Here is a 25,657-nt window from a genome sequence, read left to right on the forward strand (position 1 = left end):
ATACTAACTTCTAGTTTTGATACTTAACTAGAAGTTACTTTGAAACTTTACGCTTAGACAAATTATTTGGAATTTGTAGTAGAGCCATTGACAAAGGTCTAGGATTTTGTTATTATAAACAGGCAAATCGTAAAAAAATCGATGAGTTATTGAATCTATTTGGAAATGAGAGGTGTCATTCATGCGTATCAACATTTTATTAGAATGTGCTGAAACAGGTGAACGTTTATACTTAACAAGCAAAAACAAACGTAACAACCCAGAACGTTTAGAATTAAAAAAATATTCTCCAAAATTACGTAAACACGTTGTTTTCAAAGAAACTAAAAAGTAATTTCGAGAAAAGTAAATGGAAGGTCAAGCGAAGCTTGGCCTTTTTTTCTTGGTACGGAAGAGAAATGGATTTTTTGATATAGTAGCAAAGGACGCCAGCAAACCTGCGGTTTCATGGCTAAAATTTGAGCCTAGGTCTCAAATTTTCCTAACATTAGTAGCCACCTGGCGGCTCCTAATGTGCTTGCTACTATAAAAAATCATTTCTCTTTTTTCGTGATCGTATAGGAGAGCGTATGTAAAGTGGATTTTTTGATATAGTAGTAAAGGACGGCAGCAGCCCTCCGGTTTCATTTGCTTGCTACTATAAAAAATCGATTTCTCTTTTTATTCTGTATTTTACAGAATTACCATAACACTACCTTAATCCTTTAAAATCTTGTATACTGTTAAAGGTGATTAAAATGGAGAAACAGAATACAAAAAATTTTATAACGAGTGGAAATATTAATCGAGTCATTTTGACGATTGCCACTCCTTTAATGATTAATAATTTAATTCGAACTTTATATAATTTAACGGATGGATTGTATGTAGCTCAGTTGTCTGCTGAAGATTTTGCGGCGACTGCGTTTATTTGGCCGTTAAATTTTTTATTTATCTCAATTGGATTGGGAATTAGTGTTGGAGCAACGGCTCTCATTGCGCAATATTTTGGAGCAAATGATTTAAAATTAGCCAAAAAATATACTTGGAATACGATGGCATTAACGGTTGTATTTGGCTTTCTATTGTCGACCATTGGCTATATTTTTGCTGGTCAATTTGTAGAATGGATGGGAGCCAGTGGCGTCTTTTATGAGAAGTCGACTTCGTATTTGAAAATTAATTTTATTGGATTGTTTTTTGATTTTGACTATTTTGGATATCAAGCGTTGCTGAATGCGCAAGGTAGAACGAGAGTAATTACAGTGGTTAGTACAATTTCCTCTATCACAAATGTTTTGTTAGATCCGATATTTATTTTTGCGACGATTCCTTTTACACAAATACCGGGTTTAAATGCTGGGATTGAAGGAGCTGCTTGGGCAACGGTGATTGCAAAAATTATTTTATTGATTTTAGCGATTATGGCTACTAGAAAAGAGTCCATTATTCATGTTCCATTGTATGAAATGGATTATGATGCATCTGTTATTCGTAAGATATTACAAGTAGCATGGCCTTCTGCATTTGGATATGGAGGAGCAGCATTTGGGTTTACTGTATTAAATGGATTAATTCAGTCATACGGTACGTCTGTTCTTGCAGCTTATTCAATGGTCAACCGTATTTCAGATATTTTAACGCAACCGCAAATGGGAATTGGATCTGCTTTGACGGCTATTATTGGGCAAAATATGGGAGCTGGTTTATTTGAACGAGCTCATGCGATATTCAAACGAGCATTGATTTGGGTGTTACTCATTTCTGCACTTGGAAGTGTCGCTATTTTTATGTGGCAAGATGCTCTACTTCATATCTTTATTAAAGATGTGTCTGATACAGTTCTTTGGAATAGTGCGGTTGAATATTTATATTATACAGCATTCATTATTTTCTTTATGGGGATGTTTTCTGCTTATAGTGGATTTTTCCAAGGTTGTAGTGCAACAAAATATTCGATGAATATGTCAATTGGTCGTTTATGGGTGGCTCGTTTACCAATTATTTGGATATTAGGAAGTTTAACAGAGTTAGGGGCTACTGGGATTTGGATTGCGATGTTACTTTCGAATGCTTTAACGGTTTTATATGGACATTTAGTTTATAAATGGAAAGACTGGAGTAGCATGCATTATGCAAAAGGAGAGAGTTAGTACATGTTAAAAGAATTTATTAAATATTATAAACCGTATCGAAAATTATTTTTATTAGACTTTACTTGTGCGGTTATTGTGGCAATTTTAGAATTAGCTTTTCCTGTAATGGTTCATCGTGTCATTGATGAAGTGTTACCACAGCAAAATGTTGGAATAATCCTTGTAGTAGGGTTTAGTTTAGTTCTTCTATATGCGACTTCTACAGTGTTAAATTATATTGTCGTAGCTTTTGGGCATTTATTAGGAATTAATATAGAAACGGATATGAGAAGAAACTTATTTGCACATATTCAAAAGCAATCATTTTCATTTTTTGATAATATGAAAATTGGGGAATTATTGAGCCGTTTATCGAGTGATTTATTTGATATTAGTGAATTAGCCCATCATGGTCCTGAAGAATTATTTATCGCTATAATGACATTAATTGGTTCATTTGTATTGATGTATCAAGTTCAACCAACGTTAGCTTTATGGACAATTGTGTTTGTTCCATTTTTAGCGATTGCTTTAGCGGTTTTCAATCGAAAGATGTCAGCGATTAATCGTCAAATTTATAAAGGGCTAGCTCACTATTCTGCAGGTTTAGAAAATGTTTTAAGTGGGATGCGTGTCGTAAAAGCTTTTGCCAACGAAGAACATGAACAACAATTATTTGAAGGATTAATTCAAGAATATCGTACGAATAAAATTCAGTTTTATAAAACAATGGGTTCAAGTAGTTCATTTAATTATTTATTAATGCGTAGTATTAATTTATTTACGTTAATGCTAGGTTCGTATTTTACTGTTACAGGACAACTTACTGCGGGAGAATTAGTGGGGTATATTTTACTAGCAAATGTCTTTGTTCGACCTATTGATAAAATGAATTCGATGATTGAATTATATCCAAAAGGAGTTGCTGGATTCCGTCGTTATCAAGAATTAATGGCTATTGAACCAGATATTCAAGATCGACCTGATGCAATCGAAGCTCCTCATTTTGAAGGAGATATTTCTTATCGCAATGTAAGTTTTGGATATGAAGAAAATAAAGCAGTCTTGGAACATGTTTCAATGGATGTGAAGAAGGGAGAAACCGTTGCGTTTGTTGGTCCTTCAGGTGTCGGAAAAACAACATTAGTGAATTTATTACCTCGTTTTTATGAATTACAAGAGGGAGAAATATTAATCGATGGGCAAGATATTCGAAACTTTACACTGCAATCGTTAAGACGTCAAATTGGAGTTGTTCAACAAGATGTATTTTTATTTAATGGAACGATTCGTGAAAATGTTCTGTATGGACGATTAGATGCAACAGATGAAGAAGTAGAAGAAGCCATTGAGCGTTCGAAATTAAGAGAAGTTGTCGATGATTTAGAGTTTGGATTGGATACTCAAATCGGAGAACGTGGGGTCAAACTATCAGGTGGACAAAAACAACGGTTATCGATTGCGCGTATTTTCTTAAAAAATCCTTCGATTTTAATTTTGGATGAAGCAACAAGTGCATTAGATACGCAAACAGAGAAATTCATCCAACAATCTTTTGATGAACTTGCAAAAGGAAGAACGACTTTTATTATTGCGCACCGACTAGCAACCATTCAACATGCAGATCGCATTATAGTAGTAACAGAAGATGGTTTAGCAGAAGATGGTACGCATGAGGAATTATTGAAGAAAAATGGCATTTACGCTGATTTGTATCATGCGCAATTTGCGTAAGGGTAGATATTGTTGAGAAACGCACCAAATTTGGTGCGTTTTGTTTTTGGGTGTGCTATAATAATTTTATCGAATAGGGGGATGTAACTATGATTGGAAAGAATATAAAAGCATTACGAAAGAAAAATCAGTTAACGCAACCTGAATTTGCCAAAATGATAGGAGTTTCTCGTAATAGTTTAAGCCGTTACGAAAATGGAACAAGTTCTATCTCTATTGAATTAATTGATAAAATTTGTCAGAAATTAAATGTTTCTTATGTTGATGTTGTAGGAGAAGAAAAAATGTTAAGTCCTATGGAAGAGTATGAATTGACTTTAAAAATTGAAATTGTAAAAGAGCGAGGGGCGAATCTGTTAGCACGTCTTTATCAATATCAAAATATTCTAGGAGTAGAGGTTGATGATGAAAGTAATCCTTGGGTTGTTATTAGTGATGATTTATCTGATTTAATTCATACCAATATTTATTTAGTGAATAGTTTTGAAGAGTTAGAGCGTTATGTTGGGTATTTGGATGGTATTGAACGTATGATAACCATCTCAGAGAAACGGATGGTAGCGTGATGGATATTGCAGAGTATACGGAAGAAGAATTTCAACTTGTACTGAAACGCAATATACGATCTTTGATAAGGGGTAAGCACTCCACTAAAAATCCAATAGCAATTTTACTGGGCGGTCAAAGCGGAGCTGGTAAAACAACAATTCATCGTATTAAACAAAAAGAGTTTCAAGGGAATATCATTATTATTGATGGAGATAGTTTTCGGTTTCAGCATCCATGTTATTTAATGTTACAGAAAAACTATGGTAAAGATAGTGTTGAATATACAAAGCAATTTGCAGGGAAGATGGTAGAATGTCTAGTAGAGAAGCTAAGCGATTTGGGATATCATCTTTTAATTGAAGGGACATTACGAACTGTAGAGGTTCCCAGAAAAACTAGTGAAATATTACAAAATAAGGGATATATGGTTCAATTGGCTTTGATAGCTACAAAACCAGAATTGTCGTATTTAAGTACAGTCATTCGATATGAAGAACTATACGCTATTAACCCGGAACAAGCTAGAGCAACTCCAAAAGAACATCATGATAGGATAGTAGAAAATTTAGTTAAGAATACGCAGCTATTGGAACAATTAGGGATTTTTGAACGAATTCAAATTTATCAAAGAGATAGAAAATGTATTTTTGATTCAAAAGAAGACACAATTTCAGCAGCAATTGTTCTACAAGAGGTGTTATTTGGAAAGTGGAGTCAGGTTGAACAGGAAATGTTGAAAGTAGGACAAGAAAAATTGAAAATACTACAAAAGAGAATAAATGATTAAAAAGTATCTATATGCGAAATGACAAAGCTTTACGGAAAAATCTGTAAGGCTTTTTCTTGTTGGGATAATAGAAAGGAAAATTTTCCACCTATACTTTGATATTCCTCTTGTAAATATGATACAATGACCCAGAGAAATTTGAAGGAGAAAATCAATGAGTATTTTAAATGTAGAAAAATTAACCCACGGATTTGGGGAACGTGCCATTTTTAATGATGTTAGTTTCCGTTTATTAAAAGGGGAACATATTGGATTAGTCGGAGCGAATGGTGAAGGTAAGTCCACTTTTATGAATATTGTAACGGGCAAACTTCAACCAGATGAAGGAAAAATCGAGTGGTCTAAAAATGTGAAAGTTGGTTATTTAGATCAACATACCGTTTTAGAAAAAGGAATGACTGTTCGAGAAGTATTACGTAAAGCTTTTGATGATTTATTTGTTGCGGAAGCTCGTATGAATGAATTATATATGGCAATGGGCGATGCAGATGAAGCTTCTATGAATGCAATGTTAGAAGAAGTTGGAGAAATTCAAGAGCGTTTAGACAGTCATGATTTTTATATTTTAGATGCAAAAATCGATGAAGTGGCTCGTGCGTTGGGTGTTGTAGCATTTGGCATGGATAGTGATGTCAGCGAATTAAGTGGTGGACAACGTACGAAAATTTTACTTGCTAAATTATTATTAGAAAAACCAGATATTTTATTATTAGATGAACCAACGAACTACTTAGATGTAGAACATATTGAATGGTTAAAACGTTATTTACAAGAGTACGAAAATGCATTTATTTTAATTTCACATGATATTCCATTTTTAAATAGTGTTGTCAACTTAATTTATCATATGGATAATCAAGAACTAAGTCGTTATGTAGGAGATTATGATCAATTCCAAGAAGTCTATGCGATGAAGAAATCTCAATTAGAAGCGGCTTATAATCGTCAACAAAAAGAAATTGCAGATTTAAAAGACTTTGTAAATCGTAATAAAGCTCGTGTAGCTACTCGTAATATGGCAATGTCACGTCAGAAAAAATTAGATAAAATGGAAGTGATTGAGCTAGCAGGTGAAAAGCCAAAGCCTAAATTTGAGTTCAAAACTTCTCGTGCTCCAGGACGTTATATTTTCCAAACAGAAGGATTAGTCATTGGATACGATCGTGCTTTAACGGGTTCATTGAATTTAGAAATGGAACGTGGACAAAAGATTGCGATTGTCGGAGCAAATGGTATTGGGAAAACGACTTTATTAAAGAGTTTATTAGGTATTATTAAACCGTTAGAAGGAAAAGTTACTCGTGAAGACTATATTGATTTAGGCTATTTCGAACAAGAAACACCTCAAGGAAATCGTAAAACAGCCTTGGAAGAAATTTGGGATACATTCCCATCGATGACGCAACCTGAAGTTCGTGCTGCATTAGCTCGTTGTGGATTAACAAGTAAACATATTGAAAGTCAAATTCAAGTACTAAGTGGGGGAGAACAAGCAAAAGTTCGTTTCTGTAAATTAATGAATGATGAATCGAATGTATTAGTGTTAGACGAACCAACGAACCACTTAGATGTAGATGCTAAAGACGAATTAAAACGTGCCTTAAAAGAATATAAGGGTAGTATTTTAATGGTTTGCCACGAACCAGAGTTTTATGAAGGGTTAGCAACCGATATTTGGGATTTTTCAAAACTTTCATCTTAAATATATGATTTTTTGAGCAAAATTGAGTACAATGGTAGTAGCAAATGATTTGAGGAGGAAATATTATGGCAGATAAAGGCGTTACATTATATTTCATGAGACATGGCGAGACAGTTTTTAATCGATACAATAAAATTCAAGGATGGGCAGATACTCCATTAACAAAAGAAGGTAGATTAGATGCCATCCGTTCTGGATTAGGGATGAGAGATATTCCATTTCACGCAGTGTATACAAGTGATTTAAGAAGAACAATTGAAACAGCTCAATTAGTATTAAGAGATCATCCTTTACGAGATCAATTAAGCTTACAAATGATGCCAGAATTTCGTGAAGTGTGTTTTGGAAGCTTAGAAGGACAAAATGCAACAGAAGTTTGGACGAATTTGTACAAAACATTACAACGTACCTTTGATCAAAATGATGGTAGAAATGTAATTGAAGAGATGAATCAAATTAAAGCAATGGAACCAGATCATATTGGAGAAAACTTTATGGAATTTTGGACTCGTGTAGAACAAGGGTTGATTAAAGTAATCGATAAACATCGTGATACGAATCAACATATTCTAATTGTTAGCCATGGAATGACAATCCGTAATATTTTACATGAATTAATTCCTGATTTTAAATTATCAGATATGATTGATAATTCATCTTTAAACATTGTGGAATATTCAAATGGACAATATCATTTGAAAGCATTAAATCAAACAAGTCATTTTGCGTTGAGAAAAGAAGCGGTAGAGCGTGAATTCTCATTACTACCAATGACATTATTTGAAAAATAAAGAAAGTTAAAATGACTTTTCTAAAAGTAGTCAAGAATGCCAGATGATGCAGGACGATACTATTTAGAAAAGTCTTTTCTATTTTTGAAGGAAAGAAGGAATAAATATGTGGATGGTATTTGCATTATTATCGGCATTTTTTGCAGCGTTAACGTCAATTTTAGCGAAGATTGGAATTAATGGAGTGAATTCTATTTTAGCAACGGCAGTTCGTACAGTAGTTGTTGTAGCAATGTCATGGTTGATGGTATTTGTAACGAATCAACAGGCTGGATTAAGCGAGATTAGTAAGAAAAGTTGGATATTTTTAATCTTATCAGGACTAGCAACAGGAGCATCTTGGTTATGTTATTATCGAGCTTTGCAATTAGGAAGTGTAGCAGAAGTAGCAGCAATTGATAAGTTAAGTATTGTCATTACTGTGTTTCTAGCAGTTATCTTTTTACAAGATACTCTAACAATTAAAACCTTGATTGGCTGTGGATTGATTACTGCAGGAACTGTTTTGATGGTGTGGTAGTGTTGAAATTTGATGGATAAAAAGGAAGTGATGCTGTGCAGCACTTTTTGAATATGATGATGGGAATTTTTGCGCTAACAATGATGATTGATTTTGTATTAGTCGTGTATAAGGGATTCCAGGCAGAAGATATTCGTCTACCGCTTTTGGTTTTAGCTATTTCATTTGTAGGAGTCATCATTATTAATGAATTATTGTTTATTTTTTCAAAATAGAGTGAATAGTTATAATTTGCGTGCAGGTTGATTTTTTGTTAGTATAAAAGAATATACGGGGTCGTTACGGATTCGACAGGTATAGGTTGAGCTTTCAATGCATTTCGTAGGTTACGGCTACGTAAAAACGTTACAGTTAAATATAACTGACAAACAACAAACAAACACTTTAGCTTTCGCAGCTTAATACCTGCAAGCTAAGATCTGTCCGGCATCGCCCATGTGCTCGGGTCCAGGTCTCATTATTAGTGGGATACGGTTCACTTTTCCGTCTGTCTAAGTGAAACAGAGATGATCAGGCTAGCTTAAGATGATGCTTGTTTATCAGCTAATCAGTAGCGAAACTCTAAATCGATAAACTATGAATGTAGATTTGATTGTGTCGATATATTTGGACAGGGGTTCGACTCCCCTCGGCTCCATTTTTTACGATGAATAAGGCTTAGAAATATTGATATTTCAATGTTTCTAAGCCTTTGTTTTTTGTTGTATGCTAAAAAGTTTAGATAACTATTTAGATGCCTTTCTATTGTTCAAAAAATTAGTAAATATCAGTGGTTTTAATATTAATCAGTGTGGTTTACTTGTATTTCTAGAGTATATAGTATTTTGTGTAAACTAAAAAAAGAAATTACTAACTAGTATCATTTATTCTGCCAAAACAAATGAAAAAAGGAGTGACTTCTAAATGGATTTTAACACAGAGTTTACAAAAAACAATAACAAGAGAAGATATTGATTACTTATTTAAAGAATTGGGAAATTTCGATTAATAAATTATTATTTGAAAGTGGACTTGATAAATTAACGGTAGTATTTCGTATAGATGTAAGTAAATTCAACATCAAAAAAACAGTTTATCATTAATTTATTAAACTTCAAAAAAGAAAACGCTAACTATCCTTGAAAGGCTAGAGGAAGCAATAATTTCTAATAGGAAAAAAGTTGAAAAAAACGGAAATATTATATATTTATTGTAAGATTATAGTACATGTATGAACAATTATATTATTGTCTATATATCGTGAATTGCATTTTATTTTTTGGATGATAAAGTATGAAGAAAAAATTATTGTTAAGTGTTAGTTTAACGTCTATTCTAGTTTGTGCGTCTTCTGTTAATAGTAACTTGTATGCAAAGTTAGTTGAGGAGATTAGTTCTACAAACTCAACTAACTCGGTAAAAGTTACAGCACAAGATGTAGCAAAAGCAAAAGCAAAAGTAGATGCTACAAAAGCAGATGTGACAAAAGCACAAGCAGATGTTGATAAAGCAACAAATGATAAGAAAAAAGCTGAAGATATCATTGCAAAAACAAATAGTGATATTACAACAGCAAATAACGCAGCAGCTATTGTTTCGGCACAAGATACGATTATCACAAATAAAACAAATGCTAAAAACACAGCTGACACAAACTTGACAGCAGCAAAACAAGGCGAAACAGATGCAAAAACAGCATTGACGACAGCTAAAACGGATAGCCAACTCGCTAATCAAGCACGTGATTCTAAACAAGCAGATGTGAATAAAAAACAACAGGATTTAGATAATTTATCAGATGCGACAGTACGCAAAAATATTGCAGATACAACAGCAGAGATTACTAAGGCTGAAACAGATATTACTGCGAAAAATGCGCAACTTGCAGATACAAACACAAAAATTGCAACTAAACAAGCTGAGATTAATAACTATCAACCAACGGTTCATAAAACCGATTTGAATCCGGATGAACGTAATGCAACAGCACCAGCAAGATTAGAAGATTATGAATATAATAAGAAAAATCAGCCATTTGAAGGTGGCGTACCAAAAATGGAAGCTGTTAACTTTAATGGGGTTAAAATCGTTGAATTGACAGCTACTCCAGAAATGGAAGACTTCCTAAAAGCAAAAGCTGATTATGAGAAAAATCCGTTCGATGACGCAACAGGTGACTATAAAACAGAACCGGTATATCGTTACAAACTGGACAATCGTGCATTTGCTGAGGCTTTCACGAAGTTAGTGAATCAATTACGTGAATTGAATGGTGTGGAAGGTAACTTGCAAGTAGATGAAGCATATTTGTCATATGCGACAGCACGTGCAAATGAAATGCAAGATTCTGGTATTTTAACTCACAGTACGAAATTGACACAGCCTGGTCCTGAGGGTGAACATGGTGCTGAAAATATTAGTGTACGTGGAACTAAAGGGCGTGAAGGTGACTACATTTCATTTGATCATATTGTCACAAATGAAACGTTAGCATATGAACATCTGTTAGGTTGGTATTCTGATTTTGGCAATGTTCATAAATACTCATACGGACACAGACGAAATTTATTTACACCGATGGGTGGTAAAATCGGTGTCGCAATGTCAACATTGTCAACAATGAACCCACTTGTATATTTTGTATCATATAACACAAACAGCCACACTGGTTCAGAATTTACCACAGATACATCATTGGGATACCCAATTACTGTTGTTACTAAACCGAGTGAATCGTACAAACGTAATGCCGAAATTTATAAAGGATTTGATGAGTCAGATAAACTAAATCCAACATTATTTGGTAAGAAAATGAAATTTATCGAAGACATCCATTATGTGTTCGTGAAGAGCACAACAACAGATAACCGTGCGAATTTACAAACCGAATTGGATGCATTGCGTGCGCAGAAAACAACCCAAGAAGGCGAACGTGATCAATTAGTTGCCAACAAAACAATATTAACCCAAACATTGAATACATTAAACGCTAACTTAGGTAACTTATCTGCAACACGTGTTGCTTTGACAACAGCATTAAATCAAGCGAAAAGTGATTTAGCAACATTAACAGCTGATGCAACTGCAAAAGCAACTATTGTCACTCAAAAACAAAAAGATTTAGATGATGCGACAAAACGTGTTACAGACCTTACAACAACTATTAACAATTTACAACGTGAAATTGATACTGCAACACAAACTCGTAACAATGCTGTAGCGTTACAAGCTCAATTACCACAATTACAAACTCGTTTATCACAATCACAAACAGATAAAACAAATGCTGAGCAACGATTAACGCAAGCAACTCAAAACTTAACAACAGCACAAAACCAATTAAATGACGCTGAAAGTGACTATAGACGTATTTTAAACCAATTTAATATCGAGAATAGACCAACAGTGCCTACAAACCCGATTAATCCGGTTAATCCAATAAATCCTACGAATCCTTTAAATCCTGACACTCCTATCGTGACTCCGACTCAACCATCCGATTGGGTTCAAAATGATAAAGGTGAATGGAACTATATCTTGGGAGATGGTAGAACTAAAGCAACTGGTTGGGTACAAGATAAAGGCGCATGGTACTATTTAAACGGTTCAGGTACAATGCAAACAGGCTGGGTAAAAGATAATGATACATGGTACTATCTAAATGGCTCAGGCGCAATGCAAACAGGTTGGGTGAAAGATAATGGTACATGGTACTACTTAAATAGCTCAGGCGCAATGCAAACCGGTTGGGTACAAGATAAAGGTGTATGGTACTATCTAAACGGCTCAGGTGCAATGCAAACAGGCTGGGTGAAAGATAACGGTACATGGTACTACTTAAATGGCTCAGGTGCAATGCAAACCGGTTGGTTTGAAGTCAATGGGAAATGGTACTATGCAAATCGTTTAGGCGCTTTATTAACGAATACTACAACACCAGATGGTTATAGAGTTAACGCTAATGGTGAATGGGTGTAGATACGATAGAATAATCATCATAAAATATAAATATTTAGAAAAAGTATTGTTGAATCGTGTTCATTAAGAAAAATCCTATTTATTACTTTTGAAAAACTGATATTTTCACTAAGCGAAGTATAGAATAGTTTGTCGACTTTAAGTGTTTCTTGCCTAAATAAGCAATAAATTAAAGATGATTAGAGAAAGGGAATATAAATTATGAATAAATATAATAGAGAAGAATTGATTGAAATGTTTGGATATAGCTTTCAAATTTTTAAAGCTGTATCAGATTTGAATAAGGCTATTTCAGCTGAGCAAAATAAAGCATATAATCATATTATGGGGAATTACGACGAACTTAAAAAAAAGTATAATTTAGCTGTTCTAGCGTTGATTTTGTTCTGCTTCTTTTTAGGATTACTTAAAGGAGTTGTACCTTCATTTTTTGAATTTATTTTTGGACTGGCGCTTGGTTATGGAGTTTTCCAACTTATGTTTTCACCTATTGTCTTTATTGTAAAAGCAATATATAAGCATATAGCCAAAAATGAGTTTTCAAATGCTTCTAAGAATGATGCCTCTAAAGCATATCGTCAAAAAGGAAATGAATTGATGAAGGATGAACAATTTTTAGCTTATAAAAAAGAAATTCCAGCTACTTTTTTTAATATGAATGATCTTTATTTACTTTACAGCTACCTTGAAACTTATAGAGCCGATAATTTTAAAGAGGCTGCAAATTTATTAGCAGAAGAAAAACATCGTGATAAAGTTGAGTATAACCAAGAAGTGATGCGAAAGAGTCTAAATTCAATTCAGTCTAATGCTCGTTACCAATCTGTAATTCAAACAATTAATTTATTAGAAACTAAGAGTCTACATTCTACAGTGAAAAGTGGATTTTTTGGTTAATAAAAAGAAGCATAGAAATGAATTTTAAACATTTCTATGCTTCTTTATTCTTATCATTGTTTACTTAATTGTCGTTGTGCTGCTAATTCAATCATACGATCAGCGAGATGTTGATTTCGAACGAGCAGTGGTCCATGGAAGTAAGAGCAGAAGACATTTCTGTAATGTACCCCTTCTGTTTTGTCCTCATCATTATTTCCATTTCCACTAGTAACAGTACCTAATGGTTTAAGATTTTTGCAGAGATAAGTTCTTCCGATGTGGTTTTCATAACCAACATATGTTTCTCCTGTTTCTTCATCGTAGATTGTAATATCTCCGATAAATCGGTGGTCAAATTGGCCATTTGTATAGCAGTCAATTGCGCCAATTCCATCTAATTTTTCACCGGCTGCATTGATGTAGTAACGTCCTAATAATTGGAAGCCACCGCAAATCCCTAATACAACTCCATCGTCTTCAATGAAGTGGATTAAGGCGTCTTTTTTGGATTGTAAGTCTTTTGCCACGATAGTTTGTTCATAGTCTTGACCACCACCGAACATGACGATGTCAAAGTCTTCAGGGTTAAATGGATCCCCTAAACTAATCAATGTCGTTTCGACTTCATAGCCTAATTTTTTAGCACGATGTTGGAGCATGAGTAGATTTCCATTATCTCCATAAGTGTTCATTAAATTTCCGTATAAATGACAAATTCTTATTTTCATGAAGTCATTCCTTCTTTCAAGTAACCGTGTTTAGCTAAGTCTTTACGGAGTTGTAATAATGCCGTATACGTTGCTAAAATATTAATTTTTTTCGTTGGTACTGATTTTAATTTTTCAATTAAGTCATCATTATTTTCTGTTTTTGTGAGAGTTGTAAATCCTGCAACTTCCATTCGAGTTTCTAAATCGTCTACTCGAATGCCTCCAATATAGGTTTGTTTTGGAGTAAGTTTTGCAAGTTCTTCAAACTCACCATCCCAAATCCAACTAATATCTTGTCCATCTGCGTAATTATCGTTTAATAAAACAGTAAGTGAAAATTCTTCTTTTTCATAGCCAAGTAATTGGACGATTTGGTTAAATCCTACTGGATTTTTAATTAAGTTAATCATGACTTCTTTGTCTTCCAATGTAAAGGTTTCTTGACGACCGAAGACTCTTTGAGCTTGTCCAAATCCTGCTTGGATTTCTTCAGGGGTTAATCCGAAAAATCTAGCTGTAGCATAAGCACTTAGGGCGTTATAGATGTTGTATAGTCCTCCAATTGGAAGTGAAAAATCAAATCCATCAATTTTAAAAGAAGATTTTGTTAGAGATAATTCTGTTAACTCTGTCACGGCATAGTCTAATTCAGGACGTTTGAAATCTCCGTTAGGGCAGTAATATTTTCCTAAATTACTATACGTAATAAAGTTATATTGTAAAATGGAATGGCAATGTGGACATAAAATACCATCCGTATTGTAATGAGCTTGATAGTGACCATCTTCTGTATGATTGAATCCAAAATAAAGTCTTGGATTTGGAAGAGTATCACTATTGAAAATTGGCGCATCTCCATTTGATAGAATCGTAGCTTCAGGAGCAAAACTTGCACCATCTAACATATATTGGTAAGTTGTATAAATTTCACCAAAGCGATCCATTTGATCACGGAAAATATTTGTAAATACGAATAATTTTGGTTGAATAAATGGTGTAATATGTTTAATCGTTGCTTCGTCAACTTCTAATACAGCAATATTTTTTTCACCTTTAACAGGAGTATGATTTAAGAATGTAGAGACAATTCCTTGTGTTAAATTTGCTCCAGTTGGATTCGTTAAAATATTTGGATATTTTTGTTTTAATAATTGAACGATTAAAGAAGTCGTCAAAGTCTTTCCATTTGTTCCACTAACAATAATGACTTCATAATGGTCTGATAAATGTTTTAAAATATGTGGATCAATAACATGAGCTACTTTTCCTGGGAAGCTACTTCCACCATTTGTAAAAGTTTTAAGTGCCCAGCGAGTGAATTTTCCCGCTTCAATGGCAAATTTGGTACGTATATTCACGAAACGTGCATCCTTTCAAAAAATATTCTTTTTTATTGTAGCATAAAATCACTGAAAAGGAATACAATTCGCCTGTTTTCTAATTAAGAAATGAATAAGAATTTGTTTGGAATTATATGAAAAAGTTCATAATGATTTTTAACAGTTTTTCGTTGCACAACTCTCGATATTATCGTAAGATGTTAAAGGTATATAAAAGTGTCAGGAGGTTAAAATTGTGGCACAATTGTTTTTTAAATACGGTGCAATGAATAGTGGAAAGTCGATTGAAATTTTAAAAGTTGCTCATAATTATGAAGAACAAAATAAATCTGTATTATTATTTACAAGTGCAATCGATGATCGTGATGAAGTAGGATATGTTTCTAGTCGTATCGGAATTCGAAGACAAGCAATTCCAATTTATGATGAAACAGATATTATTGCTATTGTAAAAGAGCAAGAGGTAAAACCTGCTTGTATTTTAATTGATGAATCTCAATTTTTAAGTAGAGAACATATTTTAGATTTAGCGCATATTGTAGATATTTTGGATATTCCTGTAATGGCTTTTGGATTAAAAAATGATTTCCAAAATGAATTATTTACCGGATCTAAATATTTATTATTGTACGCAGATAAAATTGAGGAAATTAAAACGATTTGCTGGTACTGCCATAAAAAGGCAAGTATGAATATGCGTGTCGTAGATGGAAAACCTGTTTATACAGGTGAACAAATCCAAATTGGCGGGAATGAATCTTATTATCCTGTTTGTCGATATCATTATTCACACCCAGGTGAAGAAAGAGTTTAAGGAGGAAGTTATGTTTGATCAATTAGATAGTTTTATTATTCGTTATGATGAGTTATCTGAGTTATTAAGTGACCCAGATGTGATTAGCGATACAAAACGTTTTATGGAATTAACAAAAGAAGAGTCTAATTTACGTCCAAAAGTTGAAACTTTTAAACGTTATCAACAAGTAGTGGAAGAAATTGGCGATACTGAAGAAATGCTAGGAGAAGGCTTAGATAGTGAAATGGCTGAAATGGCTAAAGAAGAATTAGCTTCTCTTAAAAAAGAAAAAGTAGAATTAGAAGAAAAAATTAAATTCTTATTATTACCAGAAGATCCAAATGATGGTAAAAACATTATTATGGAAATTCGTGGAGCTGCCGGTGGAGATGAAGCAGCATTATTTGCGGGAGATTTATTAGCGATGTACCAAAAATATGCAGAATCTCAAGGTTGGCGTGTAGAAGTAATGGATGCTAACATTACAGGTATTGGTGGATATAAAGAAGTTATTTTAATGATTACAGGGGATAATGTATTCTCTAAATTAAAATATGAATCAGGAGCTCACCGTGTACAACGTGTTCCTTCAACTGAATCACAAGGTCGTGTGCATACATCAACTGCAACAGTTGTAGTTATGCCTGAAGCAGAAGAAGTTGAGATTGAATTAGAAGATAAAGATATTCGTGTGGATATTTATCATGCTTCTGGTGCAGGTGGACAACACGTTAATAAAACAGCTTCTGCCGTTCGTTTAACTCACTTACCAACAGGTATTGTCGTAGCGATGCAAGATGAACGTTCTCAATTGAAAAACAGAGAGAAAGCGATGAAAGTATTACGTGCTCGTGTATACGATAAAATCTCTCAAGAAGCTCAATCAGAATATGATGCAAATAGAAAATCTGCCGTTGGTACTGGGGATCGTTCAGAACGTATTCGTACATACAATTTCCCTCAAAATCGTGTGACAGATCACCGTATTGGATTAACGTTACAAAAATTAGACCAAGTTCTTGCAGGAAAAATTGATGAAATTGTTGATGCATTAATTTTATACGATCACACTGAAAAATTGGAGCAATTAAATAATGGAAATAACTAATCCAACGAATCAGGAAGTCCTAGTAAGGGCTTCTTGTTTTTTACAAGAAAGACAACCGTCTTTTTCAAAAGAAGATTGTGACTGGTATGCTCGTCAATTAAGTTTATATTTGAATAATTGGACGATGACTGATTTACTGATTCATTTGAACCAGCCTGCAGTAGTTGGATTATGGGATCAAATGGAACCACTAATCATCCGTTTATCAAATTTTGAACCATTGCAATATATTACAAAGCAAGCAGAATTTTATGGACGAGAATTCATTGTGAGTCCCGATACTTTAATTCCAAGACCGGAGACAGAAGAATTAGTTGAGAAAATTATTGCTTTTTTATCTGAACATTCTAGTGGAAAAGTGTTAGAAATTGGAGTAGGAACAGGTTGTATTATTCATACATTAGCATTAGAATGCCCTGACTTTTCTTATCAAGGCGTGGATATTTCAGAAGGAGCGCTTGAAGTTGCTAAGAAAAATCAAGAAAAATACCAATTAGAAAAGGTTTCTTTATATTTAAGCGATGTATTTCAAGAAGTTTCTCCTCAAAAGTTTGTATGTATCATAAGTAATCCTCCTTATATTGATGTTTCAGAAAAAAATGTGATGGACGAATCAGTTTTACGTTTTGAACCAGAAGTAGCTCTTTTTGCAGAAGATGAAGGATTAGCAATTTACCGTAATATTGCAGAAAATTTAGAAAATTACTTATTAGAAGAAGGGCAAGCCTTTTTTGAAATTGGATTTAAACAAGGAAAGGCTGTTCAGCAATTATTTAAACAGTATTGTCCGAATCGAGAAGTAAGTATTCATAAAGATTTATCAGGAAATGACCGAATGATTATTGTAGGAGGGAGGAAGTAACATGAATACACAAATTTTTCATCAAGAAACATTAGATAAAGCAGCTTCTTTATTGAAAGAAGGAGAAGTTGTAGCTTTCCCAACAGAAACGGTATATGGATTAGGGGCGATTGCAACGAGTCAAGAAGCGGTTTTAAAAGTGTTTGAAGCAAAGGGAAGACCAAGTGATAATCCATTAATTGTTCATGTACATTCTGTAGACCAAGTGATGGATACTGTTGAAGAATTTCCAGAAAATGCGAAATTATTAGCGGAACATTTTTGGCCAGGTCCATTGACGATGATTTTAAAAGCAAAACCTGGTATTTATGCACCAGCATTATCAGCAGGATTACCGACTGTATCATTTAGAATGCCAAATCATGAGTTGACATTATCATTAATTGAACAAGTTGGGATACCATTAGTTGGTCCAAGTGCCAATCAATCGACAAAACCAAGTCCGACAAGAGTCCAACATGTAGTAGAAGATATGGATGGAAGAATTGCAGGTATTGTTGATGGTGGAGACACAAGTGTCGGTGTTGAATCTACAGTCATTGATTTAACGAATGAAGAAGGTCCAGTCATCTTACGACCAGGCATGATTACAAAGGAAGAAATTGAACCTATTATTGGACCATTAGTAGAATATATGAAAACAACAACCGGGGAAAAAGTAACTCCTAAATCACCGGGAATGAAATATCGTCACTATGCTCCAACAACTCCTGTTGTGGTGGTGGAAGGTTCTTTAGAGTTTTGGCATTCACTAATTGGAGATTATCAAGAACAAGGCGAAAAAGTTGCAGTCATGGCAACAGATGATGTTTTAGAAGCAGTGAAGTCAACTGTGAGCGAGTCTTATTCATTAGGAGAAAAAGATTCAGTTTTGGATATGAGTTACCATTTATTTAATGCTCTAAGAACATTAGATCATACAGATGCAACGATTATTTTAGCGCAAGCAAGTGTTAAAGAAGGCGCAGGATTGGCGTATATGAATCGATTAGAAAAAGCGTCTAGTTTTACTAAAAAAGAAAGATAGAAGAATGTTCTATTATGGAGTTAACATAAGTTGCTAATTTTGATGATACACATAAACTATGTTAGAATAATTCTATAGAAGAAAAGGAGTGAAGCTAATGACACAGTTTAAAGAAGATACACTAGTGTTTGAGGCAATTGAAAAAGAAGCCCAGCGTCAAAAGCATGGGATTGAATTAATTGCTTCAGAAAACTTCGTTTCACCTGCTGTATTACGAGCGCAAGGTAGCATTTTAACAAATAAATATGCAGAAGGTTACCCAAATCGCCGTTATTATGGTGGATGTGAATATGTCGATGTAATTGAACAATTAGCAATTGACCGTGTAAAAGAATTATTCGGAGCGGAATATGCCAATGTTCAACCCCATTCTGGTTCTCAAGCGAACATGGCAGCTTATCGAGCGCTTGTTTCAAAAGGAGACAAAATTTTAGGAATGGATTTAAGTCATGGTGGACATTTGACCCATGGAATGGGAGTAAACTTCTCTGGTCAAGATTATGATTTTATTGCGTATGGATTGAATCCAGAAACAGAAATGATTGATTATGATGCTTTAGAAGAAATTGCTAAAACAGAACGTCCAAAACTAATTGTTGCAGGAGCTTCTGCCTACCCAAGAGAAATTGATTTCAAACGTATTAGTGAAATCGCTAAAAGTATTGATGCTTATTTCATGGTGGATATGGCGCATATTGCAGGTTTAGTTGCAAAAGGAGCACACCAAAATCCAGTACCGTATGCAGATGTTGTAACTTCAACAACGCATAAAACCTTACGTGGACCAAGAGGTGGCTTAATTTTAGCAAAAGAAGAATTTGCGAAAAAAATTAATAGTGCTATTTTTCCCGGTATCCAAGGTGGGCCATTAGAACATGTGATTGCGGCTAAAGCAGTTGCCTTCCATGAAGCACTTCAACCAGCATTTGGAGAATATATCGAACATGTCGTTGAAAATGCAAAAGCAATGGCAGAAGTTTTTAATGAAAGTGGTATTCGTCCAATTTCTGGTGGAACAGATAATCATTTATTATTATTAGATATTACTTCTACTGGCTTGAACGGGAAAGAAGCTCAAGAATTATTAGACAGTGTAGGAATTACAGTAAATAAAAATGCGATTCCATTTGACCCACTGCCACCAATGAAAACAAGTGGTATTCGTGTCGGAACAGCAGCTATTACCACTCGTGGCTTTGATAAAGAAGCAGCGAAGAAAGTAGCACAATTAATTGTAGAAACACTATCTTCTGCAAATGATGAAGGAAAATTAGACGAAATTCGTCAATCTGTAGAAGAATTGACAAAAAAATTTCCATTGTATGAATAACATGATGTAATCAGTCACATAAATAATGAAAACACTATTTTCTTAATGAAATTTTAAGAAAAAAACTCTTTTTTTCCTATTTATATACTAGTATTTTGATTATTTTTTTTGTAGAATAACAAATAGTGAAAATATATTATGGAAGGGGTAAGCAAGATGGGTAATTTTCATGTGTTAGATCATCCGTTAATCCAACATAAGTTAACGATGATTCGACAAAAAGATTGTGGAACAAAAGTCTTTCGTGAGGTTGTAAATGAAATTTCAATGTTAATGGCATATGAAGTTTCAAGAGATTTACCATTAGAGAATGTGGAGATTGAAACACCTTTAGTGAAAACAACATTGAAGACTTTAGCTGGTAAAAAAGTTGCCATTATTCCTATTTTACGTGCTGGTTTAGGAATGGTTGACGGAATTTTAGAATTAATTCCAGCTGCCAAAATTGGACATGTCGGAATGTACCGTGATCATGATACATTGCAACCTGTTGAGTATTTCGTTAAATTGCCTTCAGATATTTCTGAAAGACAATTATTTGTAGTTGACCCAATGTTAGCTACAGGAGGATCGGCGGTGGCTGCGATTGATGCGTTACTAAAACGTGGAGCGCAACCAAATTCGATTAAGTTTTGTTGTCTTGTAGCAGCACCTGAAGGAGTAAAAGTCCTTCAAGATGCACATCCAGAAATTGACATTTATGCTGCGGCATTAGATGAGCGATTGAATGAAAACGGCTATATCCTTCCAGGATTAGGTGATGCTGGAGATCGCCTATTTGGAACCAAATAAATAAAATCGTAGTCACGCTTTTGCGTCTGACTATTGCCATGAAATCTGACAATAATCACCGTTTAAGCAATGCATGCGATAGGTGAAAATTGTCAGTTTTTTATTTGGAATAAGTAAGGGAGTATGAGTTATGGAAGCTTTACCAAAAACGATAGAATTTTTTGGTTTGTCTTTTTCAGTTCCAATCTTACTTTCTTGTCTTGTAACATTATTAGTAGTAACAATTTTTTCAATTGTTTCTGCTAGAAATGTTTCTATGAAACCAGGAAAGATGCAAAATGTTTTTGAATCTCTGATGGATTTCACAAAAGGGATTGTAAACAGTGCAGTAGATGAAGAAACGGGCAAGTCATATTACTTATATGTATTTTCACTCTTCTCATTTATTTTAATCGCCAATATGGTCGGTTTGGTCATTTATTTCCATTATGGAGAACATAGTTATTTTGCTTCTCCAACGGCAAGTCCGGTTGTGTGTTTGGCGTTATCATTGATGACGACATTAATTGCACACTATTCCGGTGTCCAAAAAATGGGATTTAAAGGCTATATTAAAAACTCTTATTTGAGTCCGATGTCTTTAATGTTACCGATTAAATTAATTGAAGAGTTTACAAATACAATTACACTTGCATTCCGTCTTTACGGAAATATTTATGCAGGTGAAGTATTGTTAGGATTAATTGTGATGTTCTCATCCAGTTTCGGAATCTTAACATATATTTTTGCAATTCCATTAGGAATTGTTTGGCAAGGATTTTCCGTAGTTATCGGAGCTATTCAAGCCTATGTATTTTGTACATTAACAATGGTGTACATTGCACATAAAGTAGAACATGAATAATTTTTAAGAAATGAGGAATTAACTTATGACAGAATTAGCAGCAGCAATCGCAGTAGCAGGGGCAGCTTTAGCAGCCGCTTTTGGTAACCAAGCAGTTATCGTAAAAACAATTGAATCAATGACACGCCAACCAGAAATGAGCAATGAATTACGTTCAACAATGTTCGTTGGGGTAGCCTTAATCGAAGCGATGCCAATCTTCGCGGTATTAATCGCTTTAATCCTAGTTTTCATCAAATAATCAGTTTATTCGATAAATTTGTTGAAAAGGAGGGATGATGGATGTTTCAGTATATGTTAACAGCTAGCACTATTCTGGGAGATACACTTGTTGTCTTAATTTCAATTATTTTGTTACTATTTTTAGTAAAGTTTTTCGCTTGGGATAAAATTGAAGCAATGTTAGAAACTCGTCGTCAAAAAATCAGTAAAGATTTAGATGAAGCTGAAAAGAAACGTAAAGCAGCTGAAGAGATTCAAGCAAATGCAAAAGAAATTATTCATAATGCAGAAGTAAAAGGTCAAGAAATTTTAAACACGACTAGAGAAGCAGCTTCAAAAATGCAAGATGAAATGATTAAAGAAGGACGAGATGTCGTATCTAGAATGAAACTAGATGGGCAACGTGAAGTAGATTCCATGAAACAACGTGCTTTGGCGCAAATGCAAGATCAAATTGTAGATTTATCAGTTCAACTTGCAAGCCAAATTTTAAATAAAGAATTGACTGAGCAGACACATCAAGATGTGATTGAATCCTTTATTGAAGGGTTGGAAAGCTGATGGTGAAATTTCATAAAGAAGTAGTCAAAGCAGCCAGTCATTTTTATGGTCAAGTCAAATATGACGGGACTTTAAAAGCAGTTACAGAAGAATTACAAGAAGTATTAGACGGAATTCAAAATACTGCACGTTTTCGTCAATTAATGCATTTAGAACAAGTATCCGTTGAAGAAAAAATGGCATTATTACAAGAAGCTGTTTCGAATTTATCAAGGAGTACACAAGATTATTTAAAATCTTATTTACACCCTGATAAATCTGCTTATCTAATTGAAGCAATCGAAGCTTTTCTTGATATTTATTCAGCAAATCGACTTGAAATGATTTCAGCAGTTCCACTAACAGAAGAACAAATGAATCGTATTGCAGAAGCTTTTCAAAAGAAAATGAGAAAAGAGTATGACTCATTCGTCAATACGGTTGATCCAAGCGTTATTGGTGGAGTGAAATTAAAGACAAAAGAATATTTATTAGACGGAACATTATTATATAAACTTGAACAGTTTAAGAAGAAAATTAGTCAAACAGGATTGAAGGGGTGAGACAATGGATACGGAATTCGGTAATATCACAGCAGGAATCCGCAACCAAATTAATTCCTTTGAAGCGGAACAACACATTGAAGAAATTGGTGAAGTTTCATTTATTGGGGACGGAATTGCTCGTGTCATCGGTCTTACCAATGTCATGGCTGGTGAATTAGTAGAATTTGCAAATGGTACTTATGGTATGGCACAAAATCTAGAGAAAAATGATGTCGGTGTTATTATCTTTGGTACTTATGAAAATATCCATGAAGGAGAATCAGTGCGTCGTACAGGTCGTATTTTAGACGTTCCTGTAGGAGATGCTTTGATTGGTCGTGTTGTGGATGCTTTAGGTCGTCCAATTGATGGCTTAGGAGCTCTTGAAACAACAAAACGTCGTCCAGTAGAAAATGAAGCACCTGGTGTAATGCAACGTAAAAGTGTGCACCAATCATTAGCCACTGGATTAAAAGTAATCGATGCATTAGTTCCAATTGGTAAAGGTCAAAGGGAATTAATTATCGGAGACAGAAAAACAGGTAAAACAAGTATTGCAATCGATGCAATTTTGAACCAAAAAGGTAAAGATACTTTATGTATTTATGTTGCAATTGGACAAAAAGAATCTACTGTAAAAGCTTTAGTAGAAACTTTAAAACGTTATGGAGCAATGGATTACACGACAGTTGTATCTGCTAGTGCTTCACAACCAGCTCCAATGCTATATATTGCTCCGTATGCAGGAACTGCAATGGGAGAAGAATTTATGTATAACGGAAAAGATGTATTAATTGTTTATGATGATTTATCAAAACAAGCAGCAGCTTACCGTGAAATTTCATTATTACTTCGTCGTCCACCAGGTCGTGAAGCGTATCCAGGGGATGTATTCTATTTACACTCTCGTTTATTAGAACGTTCAGCGAAGTTAAATGATGAATTAGGTGGCGGTTCATTAACAGCCTTACCAATTATTGAAACTCAAGCAGGAGATATTTCTGCTTATATTCCTACTAACGTAATTTCTATTACAGACGGACAAATCTTCTTAGAAAGTGATTTGTTCTATTCAGGTGTTCGTCCAGGGTTATCTGCCGGATTATCTGTATCACGTGTAGGGGGATCTGCGCAAATTAAAGCGATGAAAAAAGTTTCTGGTACATTACGTATCGATTTAGCAAGTTACCGTGAATTAGAAGCCTTCACTCAATTTGGTTCTGATTTAGATGCGGCAACTCAACAAAAATTAAATCGTGGTAAGAGAACCGTAGAAGTATTAAAACAAGATGTTCATAGACCATTACCAATTGAACATCAAGTATCAATTTTATTTGCATTAACACATGGAATCTTAGATTCTATTCCAATTGAAAGATTGAAAGATTTCGAAAAAGCATTGTATCATCATTTAGAAAATGAACATGCTGACATTTTAGCAAGTATTCGTGATGAAGAAAAAATTCCAGATGAAGAAGCTTTCTATCAAGTTATTGACAAGTTTAAACAAATTCATCTATACGAACGTTAAAAGTAATGCGAACTAGAAAGAAGAGGTGAATTGTATGGCGTCTTCATTAAACGACTTGAAGAAGCGAATTATTTCAACGAAAAAAACAAGTCAAATTACAAGTGCTATGCAAATGGTTTCTGCTTCAAAACTAGCTAAGTCTGAACAAGCCGTTCGCCGTTATCATGATTATGCTGAAAAAATTCGTGAAGTTGTAACGCATTTATTATATGCTGAACAAAATGTGAAAGTAGAAGATACGGATGAAGAAATTGATTCAAATGAAGAAGAATCATTTATTGATTATCATGATTTATTAATCGAAAGACCTGTGAAAAAAACAGGGTATTTAGTCATTTCTTCAGACCAAGGTTTAGCCGGAAGTTATAATTCTTCTATTTTCCAAGCAACTCGTGAAATGTTGCAAACCGATCATGATTCAAAAGATGAGTATGTGATTTTAACGATTGGTGGAGCTGCAAGTCGCTTCTTTAAAAAGATGGACATTGATGTTCGTTTAGAAATTAATGATGTCAGTGATATTCCATCATTTGAAGAAGTACGTAAAATTGTAAGTAGCGCGGTACAAATGTTTAGACAAGGTGAATTTGATGAATTTTATGTTTGTTACAATCACCATGTGAATGCATTATTATCAAATTATCGTGTTGAAAAAATGTTACCAATTATTGACTTAGATGAAGATGAAGCGAAAGAATATGAGTTAGATTATATTTTTGAGCCAAATAAAGAAATTATTATGGAAACATTATTGCCTCAATATGCAGAATCTCTTATTTATGGGGCGATTATCGATGCAAAAGCAGCTGAACATGCTTCACGTATGACAGCTATGAGAAGTGCAACGGATAATGCGAGAGATTTAATTAGTGATTTGACACAAGATTTAAACCAACGTCGTCAAGCACAAATTACACAAGAAATAACTGAAATCGTTGGCGGAGCAGCAGCTCTAGAAGAACAGTAAGAGTGAAAGG

At 34.1% G+C, this 25,657-nt stretch carries 25 protein-coding genes and 1 other RNA gene; 24 read left to right on the forward strand and 2 right to left on the reverse strand.

What is annotated here, in order from left to right; genetic code table 11:
* Window positions 1-181 precede the first annotated feature (181 nt).
* The 12 genes from rpmG to RWZ86_RS00790 all read left to right on the forward strand — a co-directional run bounded on the left by rpmG (window position 182) and on the right by RWZ86_RS00790 (window position 13,051).
* A complete protein-coding gene (rpmG, locus tag RWZ86_RS00735; RefSeq protein WP_005607156.1) occupies window positions 182-334 on the forward strand; it encodes a 50S ribosomal protein L33 in 153 nt (50 codons plus the stop codon).
* Between the two features lie 403 nt (window positions 335-737).
* Window positions 738-2,132 (forward strand): MATE family efflux transporter, encoded by a 1,395-nt coding sequence (locus RWZ86_RS00740; RefSeq protein ID WP_314679167.1) that lies wholly within the window; start codon window positions 738-740, stop codon window positions 2,130-2,132.
* A gap of 3 nt (window positions 2,133-2,135) precedes the next feature.
* Window positions 2,136-3,848 (forward strand): ABC transporter ATP-binding protein, encoded by a 1,713-nt coding sequence (locus RWZ86_RS00745; protein ID WP_314679169.1) that lies wholly within the window; start codon window positions 2,136-2,138, stop codon window positions 3,846-3,848.
* Between the two features lie 89 nt (window positions 3,849-3,937).
* A complete protein-coding gene (locus RWZ86_RS00750) occupies window positions 3,938-4,414 on the forward strand; it encodes a helix-turn-helix transcriptional regulator (RefSeq protein ID WP_314679171.1) in 477 nt (158 codons plus the stop codon).
* The gene (locus tag RWZ86_RS00755; RefSeq protein ID WP_314679173.1) at window positions 4,414-5,184 is read left to right on the forward strand and encodes a zeta toxin family protein; all 771 of its coding nucleotides are present in this window, start codon (window positions 4,414-4,416) and stop codon (window positions 5,182-5,184) included. The genes RWZ86_RS00750 and RWZ86_RS00755 overlap by 1 nt, the downstream gene beginning before the upstream one ends.
* Before the next feature lie 154 nt (window positions 5,185-5,338).
* Complete coding sequence (gene abc-f, locus RWZ86_RS00760) at window positions 5,339-6,886, forward strand: ribosomal protection-like ABC-F family protein (RefSeq protein ID WP_314679175.1); 1,548 nt, start codon at window positions 5,339-5,341, stop codon at window positions 6,884-6,886.
* Window positions 6,887-6,951: 65 nt separating this feature from the next.
* Complete coding sequence (locus tag RWZ86_RS00765; protein ID WP_314679176.1) at window positions 6,952-7,677, forward strand: histidine phosphatase family protein; 726 nt, start codon at window positions 6,952-6,954, stop codon at window positions 7,675-7,677.
* Window positions 7,678-7,783: 106 nt separating this feature from the next.
* On the forward strand, window positions 7,784-8,197 hold the full coding sequence (locus tag RWZ86_RS00770) for an EamA family transporter (RefSeq protein WP_314679178.1): 414 nt from the start codon (window positions 7,784-7,786) through the stop codon (window positions 8,195-8,197).
* A 35-nt stretch (window positions 8,198-8,232) separates the two neighbouring features.
* On the forward strand, window positions 8,233-8,412 hold the full coding sequence (locus RWZ86_RS00775) for a hypothetical protein (protein WP_314679180.1): 180 nt from the start codon (window positions 8,233-8,235) through the stop codon (window positions 8,410-8,412).
* A gap of 57 nt (window positions 8,413-8,469) precedes the next feature.
* Window positions 8,470-8,837, forward strand: a transfer-messenger RNA (tmRNA) gene (gene ssrA / locus RWZ86_RS00780).
* A 632-nt stretch (window positions 8,838-9,469) separates the two neighbouring features.
* A complete protein-coding gene (locus tag RWZ86_RS00785; protein WP_314679181.1) occupies window positions 9,470-12,154 on the forward strand; it encodes a CAP domain-containing protein in 2,685 nt (894 codons plus the stop codon).
* 201 nt (window positions 12,155-12,355) lie between these two features.
* A complete protein-coding gene (locus tag RWZ86_RS00790; RefSeq protein WP_314679183.1) occupies window positions 12,356-13,051 on the forward strand; it encodes a hypothetical protein in 696 nt (231 codons plus the stop codon).
* A gap of 53 nt (window positions 13,052-13,104) precedes the next feature.
* On the opposite strand, the gene RWZ86_RS00795 is transcribed toward RWZ86_RS00790, so the two are convergent.
* Both RWZ86_RS00795 and RWZ86_RS00800 read right to left on the reverse strand, forming a co-directional pair.
* Window positions 13,105-13,761 carry an adenosylcobyric acid synthase gene (locus tag RWZ86_RS00795; protein WP_314679185.1) on the reverse strand — a complete coding sequence of 219 codons (657 nt, stop codon included), beginning with the start codon at window positions 13,759-13,761 and terminating at the stop codon, window positions 13,105-13,107.
* A complete protein-coding gene (locus RWZ86_RS00800; protein WP_314679188.1) occupies window positions 13,758-15,101 on the reverse strand; it encodes a Mur ligase family protein in 1,344 nt (447 codons plus the stop codon). Before RWZ86_RS00800 ends, RWZ86_RS00795 begins: the two co-directional genes overlap by 4 nt.
* Window positions 15,102-15,318: 217 nt before the next feature.
* Here RWZ86_RS00800 and RWZ86_RS00805 point away from each other — a divergent pair, with 217 nt between their 5' ends.
* The 12 genes from RWZ86_RS00805 to RWZ86_RS00860 all read left to right on the forward strand — a co-directional run bounded on the left by RWZ86_RS00805 (window position 15,319) and on the right by RWZ86_RS00860 (window position 25,647).
* Complete coding sequence (locus tag RWZ86_RS00805) at window positions 15,319-15,897, forward strand: thymidine kinase (RefSeq protein ID WP_314110580.1); 579 nt, start codon at window positions 15,319-15,321, stop codon at window positions 15,895-15,897.
* A gap of 10 nt (window positions 15,898-15,907) precedes the next feature.
* On the forward strand, window positions 15,908-16,987 hold the full coding sequence (prfA, locus tag RWZ86_RS00810) for a peptide chain release factor 1 (RefSeq protein WP_314110577.1): 1,080 nt from the start codon (window positions 15,908-15,910) through the stop codon (window positions 16,985-16,987).
* Entirely contained in the window at window positions 16,974-17,849 is an 876-nt protein-coding gene (prmC, locus tag RWZ86_RS00815) for a peptide chain release factor N(5)-glutamine methyltransferase (RefSeq protein WP_314679190.1), read from the forward strand. The genes prfA and prmC overlap by 14 nt, the downstream gene beginning before the upstream one ends.
* A 1-nt stretch (window position 17,850) precedes the next feature.
* The gene (locus RWZ86_RS00820; protein ID WP_314679191.1) at window positions 17,851-18,876 is read left to right on the forward strand and encodes an L-threonylcarbamoyladenylate synthase; all 1,026 of its coding nucleotides are present in this window, start codon (window positions 17,851-17,853) and stop codon (window positions 18,874-18,876) included.
* A gap of 97 nt (window positions 18,877-18,973) precedes the next feature.
* Window positions 18,974-20,206, forward strand: a complete 1,233-nt coding sequence (gene glyA, locus RWZ86_RS00825; protein ID WP_314679193.1) for a serine hydroxymethyltransferase — start codon at window positions 18,974-18,976, stop codon at window positions 20,204-20,206.
* A 156-nt stretch (window positions 20,207-20,362) separates the two neighbouring features.
* Window positions 20,363-20,998, forward strand: a complete 636-nt coding sequence (gene upp / locus RWZ86_RS00830; protein ID WP_314679194.1) for a uracil phosphoribosyltransferase — start codon at window positions 20,363-20,365, stop codon at window positions 20,996-20,998.
* 130 nt (window positions 20,999-21,128) lie between these two features.
* Complete coding sequence (gene atpB / locus RWZ86_RS00835) at window positions 21,129-21,842, forward strand: F0F1 ATP synthase subunit A (protein ID WP_227930874.1); 714 nt, start codon at window positions 21,129-21,131, stop codon at window positions 21,840-21,842.
* Between the two features lie 25 nt (window positions 21,843-21,867).
* On the forward strand, window positions 21,868-22,083 hold the full coding sequence (gene atpE, locus RWZ86_RS00840) for a F0F1 ATP synthase subunit C (protein WP_006703461.1): 216 nt from the start codon (window positions 21,868-21,870) through the stop codon (window positions 22,081-22,083).
* Between the two features lie 41 nt (window positions 22,084-22,124).
* On the forward strand, window positions 22,125-22,625 hold the full coding sequence (gene atpF, locus RWZ86_RS00845; RefSeq protein WP_314679197.1) for a F0F1 ATP synthase subunit B: 501 nt from the start codon (window positions 22,125-22,127) through the stop codon (window positions 22,623-22,625).
* On the forward strand, window positions 22,625-23,167 hold the full coding sequence (gene atpH / locus RWZ86_RS00850) for an ATP synthase F1 subunit delta (protein ID WP_314679199.1): 543 nt from the start codon (window positions 22,625-22,627) through the stop codon (window positions 23,165-23,167). Before atpF ends, atpH begins: the two co-directional genes overlap by 1 nt.
* 4 nt (window positions 23,168-23,171) lie before the next feature.
* Window positions 23,172-24,680 carry a F0F1 ATP synthase subunit alpha gene (gene atpA / locus RWZ86_RS00855; protein WP_314679201.1) on the forward strand — a complete coding sequence of 503 codons (1,509 nt, stop codon included), beginning with the start codon at window positions 23,172-23,174 and terminating at the stop codon, window positions 24,678-24,680.
* Between the two features lie 34 nt (window positions 24,681-24,714).
* Window positions 24,715-25,647 (forward strand): F0F1 ATP synthase subunit gamma, encoded by a 933-nt coding sequence (locus tag RWZ86_RS00860; protein ID WP_314679203.1) that lies wholly within the window; start codon window positions 24,715-24,717, stop codon window positions 25,645-25,647.
* Window positions 25,648-25,657 lie beyond the last annotated feature (10 nt).

Origin of the sequence: uncultured Granulicatella sp. (assembly GCF_963545075.1) — a bacterium.
Lineage (GTDB): Bacteria > Bacillota > Bacilli > Lactobacillales > Aerococcaceae > Granulicatella.

What these genes read in the sequence shown, in the direction of transcription:
- rpmG (WP_005607156.1), top strand. Translation starts at nt 182, where the DNA reads ATGCGTATCAACATTTTATTAGAATGTGCTGAAACAGGTGAACGTTTA.
- RWZ86_RS00740 (WP_314679167.1), top strand. Translation starts at nt 738, where the DNA reads ATGGAGAAACAGAATACAAAAAATTTTATAACGAGTGGAAATATTAAT.
- RWZ86_RS00745 (WP_314679169.1), top strand. Translation starts at nt 2,136, where the DNA reads ATGTTAAAAGAATTTATTAAATATTATAAACCGTATCGAAAATTATTT.
- RWZ86_RS00750 (WP_314679171.1), top strand. Translation starts at nt 3,938, where the DNA reads ATGATTGGAAAGAATATAAAAGCATTACGAAAGAAAAATCAGTTAACG.
- RWZ86_RS00755 (WP_314679173.1), top strand. Translation starts at nt 4,414, where the DNA reads ATGGATATTGCAGAGTATACGGAAGAAGAATTTCAACTTGTACTGAAA.
- abc-f (WP_314679175.1), top strand. Translation starts at nt 5,339, where the DNA reads ATGAGTATTTTAAATGTAGAAAAATTAACCCACGGATTTGGGGAACGT.
- RWZ86_RS00765 (WP_314679176.1), top strand. Translation starts at nt 6,952, where the DNA reads ATGGCAGATAAAGGCGTTACATTATATTTCATGAGACATGGCGAGACA.
- RWZ86_RS00770 (WP_314679178.1), top strand. Translation starts at nt 7,784, where the DNA reads ATGTGGATGGTATTTGCATTATTATCGGCATTTTTTGCAGCGTTAACG.
- RWZ86_RS00785 (WP_314679181.1), top strand. Translation starts at nt 9,470, where the DNA reads ATGAAGAAAAAATTATTGTTAAGTGTTAGTTTAACGTCTATTCTAGTT.
- RWZ86_RS00790 (WP_314679183.1), top strand. Translation starts at nt 12,356, where the DNA reads ATGAATAAATATAATAGAGAAGAATTGATTGAAATGTTTGGATATAGC.
- RWZ86_RS00795 (WP_314679185.1), bottom strand. Translation starts at nt 13,761, where the DNA reads ATGAAAATAAGAATTTGTCATTTATACGGAAATTTAATGAACACTTAT.
- prfA (WP_314110577.1), top strand. Translation starts at nt 15,908, where the DNA reads ATGTTTGATCAATTAGATAGTTTTATTATTCGTTATGATGAGTTATCT.
- prmC (WP_314679190.1), top strand. Translation starts at nt 16,974, where the DNA reads ATGGAAATAACTAATCCAACGAATCAGGAAGTCCTAGTAAGGGCTTCT.
- RWZ86_RS00820 (WP_314679191.1), top strand. Translation starts at nt 17,851, where the DNA reads ATGAATACACAAATTTTTCATCAAGAAACATTAGATAAAGCAGCTTCT.
- glyA (WP_314679193.1), top strand. Translation starts at nt 18,974, where the DNA reads ATGACACAGTTTAAAGAAGATACACTAGTGTTTGAGGCAATTGAAAAA.
- upp (WP_314679194.1), top strand. Translation starts at nt 20,363, where the DNA reads ATGGGTAATTTTCATGTGTTAGATCATCCGTTAATCCAACATAAGTTA.
- atpB (WP_227930874.1), top strand. Translation starts at nt 21,129, where the DNA reads ATGGAAGCTTTACCAAAAACGATAGAATTTTTTGGTTTGTCTTTTTCA.
- atpE (WP_006703461.1), top strand. Translation starts at nt 21,868, where the DNA reads ATGACAGAATTAGCAGCAGCAATCGCAGTAGCAGGGGCAGCTTTAGCA.
- atpF (WP_314679197.1), top strand. Translation starts at nt 22,125, where the DNA reads ATGTTTCAGTATATGTTAACAGCTAGCACTATTCTGGGAGATACACTT.
- atpH (WP_314679199.1), top strand. Translation starts at nt 22,625, where the DNA reads ATGGTGAAATTTCATAAAGAAGTAGTCAAAGCAGCCAGTCATTTTTAT.
- atpA (WP_314679201.1), top strand. Translation starts at nt 23,172, where the DNA reads ATGGATACGGAATTCGGTAATATCACAGCAGGAATCCGCAACCAAATT.
- RWZ86_RS00860 (WP_314679203.1), top strand. Translation starts at nt 24,715, where the DNA reads ATGGCGTCTTCATTAAACGACTTGAAGAAGCGAATTATTTCAACGAAA.